13 protein-coding genes are annotated in these 14,333 nt (G+C 61.2%); 5 read left to right on the top strand and 8 right to left on the bottom strand.

Translation table 11 applies throughout. The annotated features are described in order from the left end of the window. Window positions 1–170 precede the first annotated feature (170 nt). Window positions 171–845 carry a histidine phosphatase family protein gene (locus AACY02_RS10750; protein WP_339431917.1) on the top strand — a complete coding sequence of 225 codons (675 nt, stop codon included), beginning with the start codon at window positions 171–173 and terminating at the stop codon, window positions 843–845. A gap of 54 nt (window positions 846–899) precedes the next feature. Here AACY02_RS10750 and mnmH read toward each other — a convergent pair whose 3' ends face one another. After that, the gene (gene mnmH / locus AACY02_RS10745; protein ID WP_339431916.1) at window positions 900–2,003 is read right to left on the bottom strand and encodes a tRNA 2-selenouridine(34) synthase MnmH; all 1,104 of its coding nucleotides are present in this window, start codon (window positions 2,001–2,003) and stop codon (window positions 900–902) included. Then, a complete protein-coding gene (gene selD, locus AACY02_RS10740; protein WP_339431915.1) occupies window positions 2,003–3,037 on the bottom strand; it encodes a selenide, water dikinase SelD in 1,035 nt (344 codons plus the stop codon). Before selD ends, mnmH begins: the two co-directional genes overlap by 1 nt. A 295-nt stretch (window positions 3,038–3,332) precedes the next feature. On the opposite strand from selD, the gene AACY02_RS10735 reads away from it, so the two are divergent. Both AACY02_RS10735 and AACY02_RS10730 read left to right on the top strand, forming a co-directional pair. Next, on the top strand, window positions 3,333–4,292 hold the full coding sequence (locus AACY02_RS10735; RefSeq protein ID WP_339431914.1) for a nucleoside-specific channel-forming protein Tsx: 960 nt from the start codon (window positions 3,333–3,335) through the stop codon (window positions 4,290–4,292). A 15-nt stretch (window positions 4,293–4,307) separates the two neighbouring features. Further along, complete coding sequence (locus tag AACY02_RS10730) at window positions 4,308–5,330, top strand: purine-nucleoside phosphorylase (protein WP_339431913.1); 1,023 nt, start codon at window positions 4,308–4,310, stop codon at window positions 5,328–5,330. Between the two features lie 124 nt (window positions 5,331–5,454). On the opposite strand, the gene AACY02_RS10725 is transcribed toward AACY02_RS10730, so the two are convergent. The 3 genes from AACY02_RS10725 to AACY02_RS10715 all read right to left on the bottom strand — a co-directional run bounded on the left by AACY02_RS10725 (window position 5,455) and on the right by AACY02_RS10715 (window position 7,542). After that, window positions 5,455–6,411, bottom strand: a complete 957-nt coding sequence (locus AACY02_RS10725; RefSeq protein ID WP_339431912.1) for a quinone oxidoreductase family protein — start codon at window positions 6,409–6,411, stop codon at window positions 5,455–5,457. A 31-nt stretch (window positions 6,412–6,442) separates the two neighbouring features. Then, complete coding sequence (locus AACY02_RS10720; protein ID WP_095138741.1) at window positions 6,443–6,616, bottom strand: DUF1427 family protein; 174 nt, start codon at window positions 6,614–6,616, stop codon at window positions 6,443–6,445. A gap of 149 nt (window positions 6,617–6,765) precedes the next feature. After that, entirely contained in the window at window positions 6,766–7,542 is a 777-nt protein-coding gene (locus AACY02_RS10715; protein ID WP_339431911.1) for an AraC family transcriptional regulator, read from the bottom strand. A 136-nt stretch (window positions 7,543–7,678) separates the two neighbouring features. On the opposite strand from AACY02_RS10715, the gene AACY02_RS10710 reads away from it, so the two are divergent. Both AACY02_RS10710 and AACY02_RS10705 read left to right on the top strand, forming a co-directional pair. After that, window positions 7,679–7,906, top strand: coding sequence for a DUF6555 family protein (locus AACY02_RS10710; protein WP_221734424.1), 228 nt, complete (start codon window positions 7,679–7,681; stop codon window positions 7,904–7,906). A gap of 41 nt (window positions 7,907–7,947) precedes the next feature. Further along, window positions 7,948–8,220, top strand: coding sequence for a hypothetical protein (locus tag AACY02_RS10705; RefSeq protein ID WP_339431910.1), 273 nt, complete (start codon window positions 7,948–7,950; stop codon window positions 8,218–8,220). A gap of 23 nt (window positions 8,221–8,243) precedes the next feature. On the opposite strand, the gene AACY02_RS10700 is transcribed toward AACY02_RS10705, so the two are convergent. The 3 genes from AACY02_RS10700 to AACY02_RS10690 form a co-directional block, all read right to left on the bottom strand. Continuing rightward, entirely contained in the window at window positions 8,244–8,411 is a 168-nt protein-coding gene (locus tag AACY02_RS10700; protein ID WP_339431909.1) for a metallothionein, read from the bottom strand. Window positions 8,412–8,605: 194 nt separating this feature from the next. After that, a complete protein-coding gene (locus tag AACY02_RS10695; protein ID WP_339431908.1) occupies window positions 8,606–9,565 on the bottom strand; it encodes an alpha/beta hydrolase in 960 nt (319 codons plus the stop codon). A 68-nt stretch (window positions 9,566–9,633) separates the two neighbouring features. Next, on the bottom strand, window positions 9,634–14,333 hold a 4,700-nt coding region (locus AACY02_RS10690; RefSeq protein WP_445261999.1), incomplete at its 5' end, for an amino acid adenylation domain-containing protein.

Here is a 14,333-nt window from a genome sequence, read left to right as displayed (position 1 = left end):
GCGGCTAGCGTGCAAAAGCCAGGATCGAACCAAACCGGCCTCAGGGGACTCTGAGCTATGCCTTTATTGAAAGGGACGCCGTTCACGACATGGAAAACACCCGGTGCTGGGAGCCCGAGGTGCAGAGGTTTGTCAGCCTTAACCGAATATGCTGAAGAACCTTTTATTTCATGACGAACCTGCTGAGTTTCGCCAAGCGCTTCAAACAACGCGCTTATGTGGCCCTGCCCTCGCTGCTGGCAGTCAGTGCATTGATTCTGTCACTTGAGTCCAGTGAGAGCCGCGCACAACCGGTCGACGGTACCCAGACGCTGGTGTTTTTGCGCCACGCGGAAAAACCCGAGGGCGGTCTCGGTCAGCTCAACTGCCAGGGCCTCAATCGCGCCATCGATCTATCGACGCTGCTGCCGGAAAAGTTCGGCAAGGCCAATTATGTGTTCGCCGCCAATCCGACGCGCAATGTCGAGGAGGGTGAGCTGGACAACGCCTACAGCTACATTCGTCCGCTGATGACCATCAGCCCCGCTGCGATCAAACTCGGCCTGCCCGTGAACATCGAGTTTTCGGCCAATGACACCAGCGACCTGGCCCGCGAACTGCTCGAAGACAAGTATCACAACTCGACGATCTACACCGCCTGGTCCCATGGCTATCTGCCGGAGCTGATCAACAAGGTGGCCGGCAAAGCGCTGGGCGAGAAACAGACCATCACCGATGATTGGGCCTCCAGTGATTTCGATTCGCTGTACGTGCTGACACTGACCTGGCACAACGGCAAGGCCAGTTTGCAGAGCCACAGCTACAAGCAGGGGCTGGATCATGGCAAGCAAACCTGTCCCACCTGATGGCGATGTCGTCTGATCCGGCGCTTGCTCGCGAAGAGGCCATTCAAACCAACATCAATTTTTCTGACTCACCCGCTCACGCAGATACTCAAGAACCGCCGCCCGCTCCCCGGCAAACTCGATCCGCCCGCCCTTCTTCTCCCGCTGAAACACATACATCGGGTCGTAATACTCACGCAGCAGCCCCTCGATCCAGCCGCGATGCAGATCCACCGCACCACTGCGGGCCTGCTCGGCCAGCGCCTCTTCCATCAGCGTCAACATGCGTTGATGACGTTCGCCCCCCAAACGCTTCTGCACGTTGTTCAGGCTTTCCAGCAGCCGCTGCGAAAACAGCACGAATCCATCTTCGCCATGCACCGCCGAAAATTCAGCCGACAGGTCCACCACATAGTCACGCAGAATCCGCTCGACACGATCCTCAAAACTGTCTTCCAGCCAGACCATCGGGTACTGCTGCATGCCTTGATACAGCGGCAGCGGCAACGCACAACTGCCGACCACCCGGCTTTCGTCCTCCAGCACAAACTGCTCGATGCCAGTCTCACGCTTCTTGAGGATGTCGATTGACAGACGGTTTTCAAAATCGATATTCGACGGCTGCCCGGTGGCACGTTTACCAAAACTGGAGCCGCGATGGTTGGCGTATCCTTCCAGGTCCAGCCCATTGCGCAACTGCACCAGCACTTCGGTTTTACCCGTGCCGGTCATGCCGCCCAGCAAGACGAAATCACATTGCGCGATGGCTTGCTCAAGGGTGTTGATCAGAAAACCGCGCATCGCCTTGTAGCCACCACCGACGCGTGGATAGTCGATGCCGGCCTCGTCACGCAACCACTGCTGGGTGATCTGCGAACGCAAGCCTCCTCGAAAACAATAGAGATAACCATCAGAATGGGCCCGGGCGAAGTCGGCCCAGGCCTGAATGCGCTCGGCCTTCACCGCACCGGACACCAGTTGATGGCCCAGTTCGATGGCCGCTTGCTGACCCTGCTGTTTGTAGCAAGTGCCGATTCTCTGCCGCTCGATGTCGTTCATCAGCGGCAGATTGACCACACCGGGGAACGCGCCGTGGGCAAATTCAATCGGCGCGCGGGCGTCCATCAGCGGTCGGTCGTTGAGGAAAATGTCGCGGTAATCGGTGCAGTCGCGGAGCATCAAATCACCTCGACTGCGGTGGTCTGTCGCTCAACCAGTTCGCCGATTGGCGCAAGGTTCAGGCCCAGTTCGGCGGCGACGGCGAGGAACTCGTCATTGCCTTCAGGCGTTACGGCAATCAGCAGGCCCCCGCTGGTTTGCGGGTCGCACAGCACACGCTTGTGCAGTTCCTGCACGCGGCCGACCTTGCTCGAATAGCTGTCGAAGTTGCGCAACGTGCCGCCGGGTACACAACCCTGGTCAAGGTAATACTCGACGCTGTCCAGGCGTGGCACACGGTCATAGGCGATGCGCGCCGTGAGCTGGCTGCCATCGGCCATTTCCACCAGATGCCCGAGCAGGCCGAACCCCGTGACGTCGGTCATCGCGGTGACACCGGCGAGTTTGCCGAAACGGCTGCCGGGTTTGTTCAAAGTGCACATCCAGTCGCGGGCCACACCGACATCGGCGGCGCGCAACTTGCCCTTCTTTTCAGCGGTGGTGAGGATGCCGATGCCCAGCGGTTTGGTCAGGTACAGCAGGCAGCCGGCCGTGGCGGTGTCATTGCGTTTCATGTGGCGCTTTTCGACAAGACCGGTGACCGCCAGACCGAAGATCGGCTCCGGCGCATCGATCGAATGCCCGCCCGCCAGCGTAATCCCCGCCTCGTCGCACACTGCACGGCCGCCACGAATCACTTCCCGCGCCACTTCCGGCGCCAGCACATTGACCGGCCAGCCGAGGATCGCAATCGCCATCAGCGGATCACCGCCCATCGCATAGATGTCGCTGATCGCGTTGGTGGCGGCAATGCGGCCGAAGTCGAACGGGTCATCGACAATCGGCATGAAAAAGTCAGTGGTCGACACCACACCGCGCTCGGCATCGATCTCATACACCGCCGCGTCATCACGCGAGGCGTTGCCGACCCACAGTTTCGGGTCGAGGTTCTGCGCGCCGCTGCCGGCCAGGATCACCTCCAGCACCTGCGGGGAAATCTTGCAGCCGCAACCGGCGCCATGGCTGTATTGGGTCAAACGAATCGGCTCGCTCATGGGGAAGTCTCTGGCAGGGAATGGGGCGGATTCTAGCAGAGCGTGGGATGACGGATTTGTGCGGTGAATCGCAGGAGCCCATCGCGAGCGAGCCCGCCCCTATATTTGGAATGCGTGCGCCTGCGCAAGCCAGTCTGCAGGCAGAGCGAGCGCGCTCCCACTGGGGATTTTCAACGTTCAAGAAAGAATTGGTACGGCTTATGCAAACGTTTGCGAGCCGTCAATCCCGGCATTTTCGTCACAAAACCTTACAGGCCCGCAGACCCGGGCCTTGATCCGTAAAAAAGGACTTTGAATGCACAGCGCCTCGCTTCTTCGCGCCCCATTTTCGCGCACGTTTGCTGTTTCCTTGCTACTGGCCGGCGTTACCGGACTTCTCAGCCAAAGTGCTCTGGCACAATCGACGCCAGCCGAAGAGTCCGCCCAAGGCGAAACCCTCAGCCCCGAAGCCAGCCCGCCGAAAAAAGGGGCGTACCTGTCGGATTGGTATAACCAGGACCTGACCCTGATCGGCAGCAAGGACATCAGCTTCGGCCCTCAACCGGCCGACGATATCTACCTGGAATACGAGTATTTCGGACGCAAAGGCCCGTTCGAGCTGTACGGCTACATTGATGTGCCAAAGATTTTCAACATCGGCAACAGCCATGACAAAGGCGTGTGGGACCACGGTTCGCCGGTGTTCATGGAGCACGAACCGCGCATCTCCATCGACTACCTCGCCGGCCGCAGCCTGGCCATCGGCCCGTTCAAGGAATGGTACGTAGCGTTCGACTGGATATACGACCACGGCAGCCGCAAAGAGAACCGCGCCAACACCCTCTACAGCGGCTTCGGCACCGACATCGACACCCATTCGCGGGTCAATCTGTCGGCCAACCTGTATGGGCGTTACCAGTGGGAAAACTACGGTGCGAGCAATGAGTATTCCTGGGACGGCTACCGCGCCCAACTCAAGTACATCATCCCCATCGACAGCTACAGCAACGGCGCCTCGCTGACCTATATCGGCTTTACCAACTTCGACTTCGGCTCCGACATGCACAAGGACAATCCGGCACGCACTGCCAACGCCACGGTGGCGACCAATGTCTTGTTGTACTCGTTCACACATTTGCGCTTCACGCTGGTGGGGCGTTATTTCCACAACGGCGGCAACTGGGAGGACGGCAGTGAGTTGAACTTCGGCGACGGTAATTTCCGCGCCCGTTCCAACGGCTGGGGTTACTACGCCGGCATCGGTTATCAGTTCTGAATCCAGGAGATGTTCATGCAAGCAATGATGCGAGTTTCACTGGCCGCAGCCACCCTGCTCTCTTCCACGGCGTGGGCTGTCGAAGCGCCGATCCAGCCCAAGGTTGTCCTGATCACCATGTTCGCCCCCGAGGCACAGCACTGGATTGATCGCTTGGAGCTCAAGCAGCAAATCCGCGTGCCGGGCCTGTCCGCCGAATACCCGACCATCCGCTGCAACACGCAGCAGGTGTGCCTGTTGACCACCGGCATGGGCCAGACCAACGCTGCCGCGTCGACCCTGGCACTGGCCTTGTCGCCGAAATTCGACCTGCGCAAAAGCTATTTCCTGATCGCCGGCATTGCCGGGATCAGCCCCAAACACGGCACCCTCGGCACCGCCGCGTGGGCGCATTACCTGGTGGAGTTCGGCACGCAGTGGGAGCTGGATTCACGCGACGCACCGTCGAGCTGGCCGACCGGTTATCTGGGCATCAACACCCGGGGCCCGAACGAAAAACCGCCGCTGGACTACAAGACCGAAGTCTTCGAACTCAACCCGACATTGCAGGCCAAAGCCTTCGCGCTGAGCCACGACGTGGCACTGAGCGAGAGCAAGGAATCCGCCGCGTGGCGCCTGAAATACCCCACCGCCCCGGCCAATCAGCCGCCAGTCGTCACTCGCTGCGACACACTGGCAGGCAACACCTGGTTCTCCGGCACGCGCCTGAGCGAACGGGCCGAGGTCTGGACCAAACTGTTGACCGACAACAAAGGCGAATACTGCACGACGCAACAGGAAGACAACTCGACCTATGAAGCGCTGCTGCGTGCCAGCCGCGAAGGTCTGGTCGACGTGCAGCGCCTGGCCGTGGTGCGCGCCGGCTCCGACTTCGACCGCCCGGCCCCGGGCGGCAGTGAAGTGGACAATTTGCTCAAATACGCCGATCAGGGCGGTTTTGTCCCGGCACTCGAAAACCTCTACCGCGCCGGCAATCCGCTGGTGCAAGACATCCTCAAGCACTGGTCTGCCTGGGAAAACGGCGTCCCGCAATCCTGAACCCCACGCAATACAAACGGTGGGAGCGGGCTTGCTCGCGAAAGCGTCGTATCAGTCGATATTTCTATTGCCTGACACACCGTATTCGCGAGCAAGCCCGCCCACCGTTTTGCGTTGTGGTGTATCAGGGAATCAGGATGACCTTGTCACCACGGCCCTGATTGACCTCGGTATACCGCGCCAGGCCTTCGGCCAGCGGCGCTTCCACCAGCCCTTGGGGCAACGGCAGCAAGTCTTCATCGAAGAGGCGCCCGAATTGTTCCAACATGGCCGCGCACGCTTCAACGCCGTACAGCAGCGAGTTGATGCCGACCACCGAACCGCCCTTGCGATACAGCGCCAATGCTGGCAACTGCACATGGCCGTCGGTCGGCGCGGCGATGATGGCGATGCGGCCGAACGGCGCGAGTGCCGCAACGGAGGCCGGCAACCAGAAACCCGTGGTGTCAAAGATCACATCGGCACCGCCGGCATACACCGCGTTGACCTGCGCGCCGAGGTCTTCAGGTTTATCCAATTGCAGCGTCTGGTAGCCCTGCGCTTGCAAGTCCTTGACCTGCTCCGGCCGCCGCGCCGCTGCCAACAACTGCGCGCCGCGAACGTTGGCCAACGCCAACGCTGCCGTGGCCACCGCACCGCCGCCGATCACCAGCAAACGGGTTTCGGCGGTAACCAGACTGCGCTCCAGCGCATCCCACGCCGTGGTGTACGGCACGCCGAGGCTGGCAGCCTGGGCGAAACTCAGGTGCGACGGTTTATGCGCAACGCCCTTGATCGGGAGTTTGACGAATTGCGCATGGGAGCCATCGGCGAAAAACCCCAGCTCACGCCCGGTGCCCCAGACTTCCTGACCGATCAACGCCTGCGGGCCTTGGACCACAACCCCGGCAAAATCCCGCCCGGGAATGCGTGGCAGCGTGGTGTAGGGAAAACGCCCGAGGACGTTTTTCACGTCGCTGGGGTTCAGGCCGGCGGCCTTGATCTCGACCAATACTTCATCATCGCCGGGCACCGGGGTCGGCACTTCAACGTAGCGCAGGGAAGACAAGTCGCCGGTTTGATCGAATTGCAGTGCTTTCATGGACACATCCAGCGAATAAGAAAGAGGGATTTCAGGACAACCAACCGGCCACCAGTTGCCGGCCCATCGGCCACAACTGCTCACCCGCGAGCATGCCCAGCAAGCCAACCAGCGCAATGGCCGGTGGGGCTGGAGAACGGAAATCCAGCGCACCGTAGAGCAGGCCGACACCAAGGCCGATGCCCAGCGAAATCAGGTAGTTCATGGAGAAAACTCCGCCGCGTAAAGGGAATGGGCAGAGTCTAGGGAAAGGACTTGATCGCTACCGGCCAAGGACTTCTGATTATCGGCCAAATGCCTGAAGTACGCCGACAGTCCCTGTGGCGGGCTTGCCCGCTCCCACAGGATCTGCGTTCAGTCTGCCGTGAATTGTGAAGGGGGAACACCCAGCTCCCGGCGGAACATGTCGCTGAAACTGCTCGGCGAATAGCCCAGCTCACGGGCGATGGCGCTCACGGCAACGCCTTGGATCAACTGCGCCACCGCCGTCGCCAGTTGCACTTGCCGTCGCCATTCGGCGAAGCCCATGCCCAGGCTGTCCTTGAACAACCGCGCCAATGTCCGCACGCTGGCCCCGGCGTGTTCCGCGTGCTGTTCGAAAGAAATCTCCAGCGACGGTGCGGCCATCACCGCCTGACACACATTCATCAAGCGCCGGTCGGAATCGTCCGGCAAGGGGATCTTCAACGGCGAACGCCTGGCGCGTTTGAGCTCCAGCAAGGCCAGACCGGCCATCGCCTCGTAGTAGGCCGGCTCACCACTGTCGCCTTGCTCCACCAGCCCGACGATCAACTCACGCAGCAACCCGCCGACCTCGATCACCTGCACCGTCTCATCCAGTGTCGCCGCGAGCGCCGGACGCAAGTAGATATTGCGCATCTGCAAATCCGACACCACGCGAATCCCGTGCGGTACCCCGGGCGGCAACCACACCGCCCGCTGCGGCGGCACCACCAGCGCCTCGTGCGGGGTTTCAACCCACATCACCCCGCTCATCGCATACAACAACTGCCCCCAGACATGCTCATGCGGCTCGATATACAAACCACGCGGATATGTACGCGCCAGCGGCTGCACGGGGACATCGGTGTCACTGAGATCGGGGGGCGCGGCGAGGGCCATGGCGAGCATTCATTGGGGTTGGTGAAGCCGTCATGGTAACCAGTGCGCCACCGCGTCGCCATGGATAGATACCGTCCGACAATCCGAGTGAATTTTCCGCTCGCGCCGCGATCCTTCTATTACCACAGGGAGGATTACGGGCTTTATGAACAACGCAAAACTGTTTGTCATCGATTACACCCTTCACGGCACGCCCAAGTCGTTCATTATCCGCTCGGACAAAATGGACAACGCCGAGGCGTGGCACTGGGCGAGCTGCGACGCGGGAGTGGGTCGAATTCCGCGCTTCGGTCGCGAAAAGGTGCAGAAGACCAGCAAACCTATGGCGGAAAAATTCGGCGTGGAAAACGTCATGTGGCGACCGGCGAGCTAGGCTTTGCCTGGCGATTGGAAAAAATCGGGGGGGAATGCACCATGAGCACCATCAGCAGTCCGGCGCATCTGGATTACGGCCTGGACACACTGTTCGGTCGTATCACCAAAAGTGTCGATTGTCAGGTAGGGCTGGAAGCTGTCGAAGACGACCCGTTCAGCTTCGCCCTGCGCGTGTCAGCGCCGCTCCCCGACAGCCTTGACCAAGCGAAAACCGTGGTGGTCAGGGTTGAAGGCCGACGATTGCAAGGCACAGTGCGGCATACCGAACGGCAGGATGACGACAGCCTGAAACTGCAAGTGGAGCCTGATTAGGCTCCACTTTTTGTGAGCGGTCGTTAGCCGTGTGCGCATTTACAGCCCTTGCTTGAACACGCCTCACCATGTTCGTGGTGCTTGGCACAGCCTTCGCAGCAGTAGTGCTTGCCGTGGCAAGCAATCGGATGTTCACCGAGCTTGCAGTTGCATTTAGGACAGTCACAGGTGCTTTCAGAAGTAACAGGCATGGGACAGACTCCTTCAGTGGTGGTTGTCTGAGGCTTGAAGGGCAAGCCATAGCAATCAGTGTAGGAGCTGTCGAGGGCTGCGATCTTTTGATTTGGTTTTTCCGCGGATTTGAGCTTGAGGTTTGTGAGCATATCCGTTGCCGCGGCAACGGCTGCTCAGGGTTGCCCAAAGCAACGGATATTCACCCATCCCGTCATGCCACAGCAAACACCTCGACCAAACGCTCAGCAATATGCTGCTGCGCCTCTTGAGCCTCATCGATAATCGCGCCCATGCGCATGAAGTCGTGGGTCATGCCCTCATAAACCTTCAATTGCACCTCAACCCCCGCCGCCTGCAAATGACGCGCATACGCCACGCCCTCGTCGTGCAACGGATCACACTCGGCCAGCACCAACAGCACCGGCGCGACATTGGCGTTGACCTGCGCCAGCAACGGCGAAAACCGAGGATCGAGACGATCGCTGACATCACGCTGATAGTGCTCGTAGAACCAATGCAGCGAATCTTTCTCCAGCAAATGCCCTTCGCCAAAACGCTCGATCGACGGCGTGCTGCGACTGGCATCCGTGACCGGATAAATCAGCACCTGCAAGCGCGGCTGCACGGCGGCGCCCGCCAGTTGCGCGGCGAGTACCGTGGCCAGGCTGCCGCCGACACTGTCACCGGCTATCGCCAGGCGCGAGGCGTCGATGCCCATATCCTCGGCACTGACCACCAGCCAATCCCAGGCATCCCGGGCATCATCGGCCGCCGTTGGAAAGCGAAACTGCGGCGCCAACCGATAAGCCACCGACAGCACCACACAATCGGCCATCGACGCCAATGCCCGGCAAAGCGAATCATGGGAATCGAGGCTGCCGACCACATAACCCCCGCCGTGGAAATACAACAGCGCCGGACGTCCGGCACCTGCATACAAGGGCTGATTGCTGTAGATCCGTGCGTTCAGGCGCGTACCATCGCGCACGGGTAATTGCAGTTCATCCACCACTTGCAAGTCTTCGCCGCCGGCATCCATCAACAGTGACGACCGATCAAATTGCTCGCGGGCTTCTGCCGGGCTCAGCTCATGCATGCCAACACGTTTGCCACTGGCACGGCCGTTACCGACCAGTTGCAGGAATGCGGCGATATCAGGGTTCAAAGGCATTTAATTCTCCAAAAGCATTCGCACGCGATGAGCGCCCGAATGCTTTCTTTCCGGTTTCAGAGCAAATTTCAGGACATGGCTACTGGTTCAACGATCTCGCCGAGCATTTCTTCAGCCTCGGACAGGAAAGTTTCATCGCGCGGGATCTGGAAGTGCCCGCAATCGAGCCATTCGCCGCCCATGCCCGGCTGTCCGAGTTGCGCCGCCAGTTCCACGGCCTCCTCTTCGCGCCCCAGTGTCCACCAGCAGATGGGGTTGAGCGCCAACGGTGCACAGCGATCCAGTTGCAACGACAGTTGCTTGAGTCGACGCGCCACGCTGAACACATGGGCCAGTTCATCGGCGCCCAGTGCCACGTAGGTCGAAGCCCCACGGTCGGCACTCATGGCCCCGGCGAACAAAGCGCGCAGGTTCTGCGGCGTTTCTTCACCATCGATGCTCAAGCCCGGCGCAGCGCCCGGCAGGGTCACCCGCAGGAAGTCACGCAGATCAGCCTGCCAATCATCCACCGTGCCTTCGTTGACCTTGGCCGACGGTACGAAGCTGTCCACCAGACCAACGAACTTGACTGTCTGGCCGACCTGTTCGAGTTGCGCGGCCATCAACATCGCCAACGTCCCACCCAGCGACCAGCCCAACAGGTAATACGGCCCGTCTGGCTGTTTCTCACGGATCTGCGCCACATAATCGCTGGCCATGTCCTGCAACGACACATCGTTGAACGCCGGATCCAGCAGCATGCGCGACTGAATCGCCAACACCTGCCGGCGCCCGCTCAAGCGGCGCGCCAATGGTTCGTAGTCGAACACCGTACCGAAGCCGGCGTGAATGCAGAACAACGGCGCAACGCCCTTGACCTCAGCGTTCATCGCCAGCAACCCGGAGGCTTTTTCGGCGGATCCCTGCACACTGGCAACCAGTTCGGCGATGCTCGGTTTCTGCATCAGGTCGCGCAGTTTCAGGCTCAGCCCTTGAGCTTTCAGCACGCGACTGCGCGCCACCACTTGCAGGCTGAGAATCGAATCACCGCCCAGTTCGAAGAAGTTATCGGTGAGGCCGACGCGTTCGATTTTCAGCACCTCTTGCCAGATCTTCGCCATGGCCCGCTCAAGCTCGGTGCGCGGCGCCACGTAATCCTGACGTTGTTCGGCGTCGGGACTGGGCAGGGCTTTGCGGTCGAGTTTGCCATTTGGGGTCAGCGGCATGCGCTCTAGCAACATCAGGTGCGCAGGCACCATGTAGTCCGGCAGGCTGGCCTTGAGCTGCTCGCGCAAGCGTTCGCACAAGCCGTCCGTTGCCGTTTCGGCTGTGGCCAGTACAAAACCGAGCAACTGCTTGCCGCTGACACCCTCGCGGGCCACCACGGCGGCGTCACGCACCCCCGGTTGTTGCTTGAGGCGCGCTTCGACTTCGCCCAACTCGATGCGGAAACCACGGATCTTCACTTGATGGTCGATCCGACCCAGATAGTCGACAGTGCCGTCCTCACGCTGGCGAACCAGGTCGCCGGTACGGTACAGGCGACTGCCATCAGCGCTGAACGGGTTGGCCACGAAACGCTCCGCAGTGCCGCCGGCACGTCCCAGATACCCACGGGCCAACGCGCCGCCCAGGTACAGCTCACCGGCAAGGCCCACCGGCAGCGGATTGAGGTCGGCGTCGAGCACATGACCGCAGCGCTCACCGACCACATTGCCGATTGGCGCATAGGCCGCACCGCACTGATCGTCAGCGCCGGCCTTCCAGATCAGGGGCGTAACCACGGTTTCGGTCGGGCCATAGCCATTGATGATGTATTGCGGTTTCAGTGCCCGTTTCGCCAGCTCGAAACTCGCCACCGGCACCGCATCACCACCGAAGCAATAGATGCGCACCGCCGGCGGGTTGCCGTGCTGTTGAGCGTGCTCGGCCAGTTGTTGCAAGTACACCGGCGGGAACGCGGCCACGGTTACGCCATGCTCATGCAGGGCGTTGTAGGTTTGCTCGGCGGTCCACAGGCTGTCATCACGGATCAGCAGGCGCGCACCGTGGGTCAGTGTCGTCAACCAGCGCTCATGGGCACCGTCGAAGGCGAACGACATGAAGTGCAGTTCGCAATCGGCTTCGCTCATCTCATAACGCTGACCGATGGCCTGGCAGTGCATCGCCAATGGCCCGTGAGCGACACCGACGCCTTTCGGCTGGCCGGTAGAGCCGGAGGTATAAATCACGTAGGCCAGATTGTCCGCTTGCACCGCGACCTGCGGCGCCACCTCTGGCTGAGCGCTCAGGTCCAGGTGATCGAGTTCCAGCACATGCAGATTGTCCCCGGTCGGCATCACCTGACGCAGACTCGAATCGCTGAGCAACAAGGCGATGCCCGAATCGCGCATCAGATAACTCAGGCGTTCGCGTGGATACGTCGCGTCCAGCGGTACATAAGCGCCTCCGGCCTTGAGCACCGCCAACAGCGCGACAATCATGTTTTCGCTGCGCGGCAGGGCCACACCGACGCGGACTTCCGGGCCGACACCTTCGGCAATCAGTGCATGGGCCAGACGATTGGCCCGGGCGTCTATCTGCCCGTAGCTGAACGCTTCGTCGTTGAAGATCAGCGCCGTTTGTTCGCGGTGCCGGGCAGCCCATTGGCCAATACGCTGATGCACCCATGGCGCGTGCGTTGGCATCCGAACGACTGGCGCCAACAAACGCTGGCCGGTCGGCAGACCGATGCGGCCCAGCGGCTGCGCGGCGTCTTGCGCCAACGCGGCGAGCAGACCTTCCATGTTGCTGCGGATGCCTTCCACAGTCACCCGGTCGAAATGCTCACGCAGGAACATGTACTCAATCACCAGACCTTCTTCGAGCGTGACCATCAGGTCCATCGGGAAGTTGGTCAGGCCGGCGTTGCTGATTTCGCCGAATTTCAGCGAGTCATCGCGCCATTCGCGCAGCGCCTGATCGATCGGGTGGTTCTCGAAAACGATGATGCTGTCGAACAGCGATTGCCCGGCACGTCCGGCCCAGCGCTGCACATCGGTGAGCGGGGTGTACTCGCGCTCACGCATTTCCAGGTTGAAGGCCTGCAAATCACGCAGCCACTCGCCAACCGACTGCTCGGCCGGCACATCCTTGATCACCGGCAAGGTATTGATGAACAGGCCGAGGATCGATTCCGACGCCGGCAGGCTCGCCGGGCGCCCCGCCACTGTCGCGCCGAACGCCACACAACGCTGACCGCTGTAGCGGCTGAGCAGCATCAGCCAGGCGCCCTGCACCAAGGTATTGAGGGTCACTTGCTGAGCTTGCGCAAAGGCCTTGAGCTGTTCGGTGCGCGGCTCGCCCAAGCGGCTATACAGTGCCTCGTGACCACGACCGCTGCCAGTACGCGCCACGGTGTCGGCCAGGTAAGTCGGCTCCTCGAGCTGGCTCAGGTGCTGACGCCAGAACCCTTCGCTGGCATTGCCGTCCTGTTGTTGCAGCCAGTTGATGTAACGACGATACGGCACCGCGTCGGCCAGCGGCTTGCCGGAATACTGGCTCAGCACTTCGCCGATCAACTGCGAACTGCTCCAGCCGTCGATCAGGATGTGGTGATAGGTCCAGATCAACTGATAGCTGTCCTCGCCCACTTGCACCAGCGTCAGACGTTGCAGCGGCGGCTGATCGAGGTCGAAGCCCTTGGCCCGCTCGCCGTCCGCCAAGGCCTGCAAGGCTTGGGCCGAGTGATCCTGTTCGCGCCAGTCGAGCAGGCTGAGCGGCAACGGCGGATCGGCGAGGACGAATTGCAGCGGTTCGGCCATGTCCTGCCAGAGGAAACCGGTGCGCAGGATGTCGTGACGACGGCTGACGGTTTCCCAGGCGTCTTTCAAGCGCGAAGGCTCAAGGCCTTGCACCGGAATGCACAACTGGTTGATGTAGAGGTCCGACTCCGGCGAGTTCAGGCCGAGGAACAGCATGCCCTGCTGCATCGGCGACAAGCGATAAAGCCCCGCCAACTGATCCTGCGGCAGCGGCAACTGCGCGATTTGCGCGTCGGTCAGACCGTGCAGAGGCATGTCGACCAGCGCTGCCACCGGTACGTGCGAGGTGTTGGCGACGCGTGGCGCCAGTTGCTCGATGGTCGGGTGCTGAAACAGGTCTTTCGGGCTCAGTTCCAGGCCTTGCTGACGGGCGCGGCTGACCACTTGAATCGAGATGATCGAGTCGCCGCCCAAGGCGAAGAAGCTGTCGGTGGTGCTGACCTGCGCCAGACCCAGCACGTCTTTCCAGATGTCCACCAGCGTCTGCTCGGTAGCATTGGCCGGTTCGACATGTTGTTGCGCGGCCGTGAGCACCAGCGCCGGCAAGCACTTGCGATCGATCTTGCCGTTGGGGGTCAGCGGTAGCTGCGCCAGCCACAGACGGTGAGTCGGCACCATGTATTCCGGCAGGGTCGCGCCCAGCCAGGTGCTGATGTCGTCGTGCAGTTCACGTTGCAGCTCAGTGCTGGCATCCAGCGTTGTCGGATCGGTCGGCACCAGGTAGGCGATCAATTGTTGGCTGCCCAGTACTTCACTGGCCACGACCACCCCTTCGCGCACGGCGGCGTGGGCCATCAGACGCGCTTCGATTTCGCCGAGTTCGATCCGCAGGCCGCGAATCTTCACCTGATGGTCGATCCGGCCCATGTACTCCAGTTCGCCCGCTTCACGCTCGCGGATCAGGTCGCCGGTGCGGTACATCCGCTCGCCATTGTCGGCGAGCGGGTTGGGTACGAAGCGTTCAGCGGTCATCGCCGCGCGGCCCA

The organism is Pseudomonas sp. EA_65y_Pfl2_P78 (assembly GCF_963970495.1).
GTDB classification, from domain to species: domain Bacteria; phylum Pseudomonadota; class Gammaproteobacteria; order Pseudomonadales; family Pseudomonadaceae; genus Aquipseudomonas; species Aquipseudomonas baetica_A.
This window is presented reverse-complemented; position numbering and strand designations above follow the sequence as displayed.

Excerpts from the sequence above, each read along its gene's own strand:
- AACY02_RS10695 (WP_339431908.1), bottom strand. The coding sequence starts at position 9,565 with ATGCCTTTGAACCCTGATATCGCCGCATTCCTGCAACTGGTCGGTAAC.
- AACY02_RS10725 (WP_339431912.1), bottom strand. The coding sequence starts at position 6,411 with ATGAAAGCACTGCAATTCGATCAAACCGGCGACTTGTCTTCCCTGCGC.
- AACY02_RS10710 (WP_221734424.1), top strand. The coding sequence starts at position 7,679 with ATGAACAACGCAAAACTGTTTGTCATCGATTACACCCTTCACGGCACG.
- AACY02_RS10700 (WP_339431909.1), bottom strand. The coding sequence starts at position 8,411 with ATGCCTGTTACTTCTGAAAGCACCTGTGACTGTCCTAAATGCAACTGC.
- mnmH (WP_339431916.1), bottom strand. The coding sequence starts at position 2,003 with ATGCTCCGCGACTGCACCGATTACCGCGACATTTTCCTCAACGACCGA.
- selD (WP_339431915.1), bottom strand. The coding sequence starts at position 3,037 with ATGAGCGAGCCGATTCGTTTGACCCAATACAGCCATGGCGCCGGTTGC.
- AACY02_RS10720 (WP_095138741.1), bottom strand. The coding sequence starts at position 6,616 with ATGAACTACCTGATTTCGCTGGGCATCGGCCTTGGTGTCGGCCTGCTC.
- AACY02_RS10735 (WP_339431914.1), top strand. The coding sequence starts at position 3,333 with ATGCACAGCGCCTCGCTTCTTCGCGCCCCATTTTCGCGCACGTTTGCT.
- AACY02_RS10750 (WP_339431917.1), top strand. The coding sequence starts at position 171 with ATGACGAACCTGCTGAGTTTCGCCAAGCGCTTCAAACAACGCGCTTAT.
- AACY02_RS10715 (WP_339431911.1), bottom strand. The coding sequence starts at position 7,542 with ATGCTCGCCATGGCCCTCGCCGCGCCCCCCGATCTCAGTGACACCGAT.
- AACY02_RS10730 (WP_339431913.1), top strand. The coding sequence starts at position 4,308 with ATGCAAGCAATGATGCGAGTTTCACTGGCCGCAGCCACCCTGCTCTCT.
- AACY02_RS10705 (WP_339431910.1), top strand. The coding sequence starts at position 7,948 with ATGAGCACCATCAGCAGTCCGGCGCATCTGGATTACGGCCTGGACACA.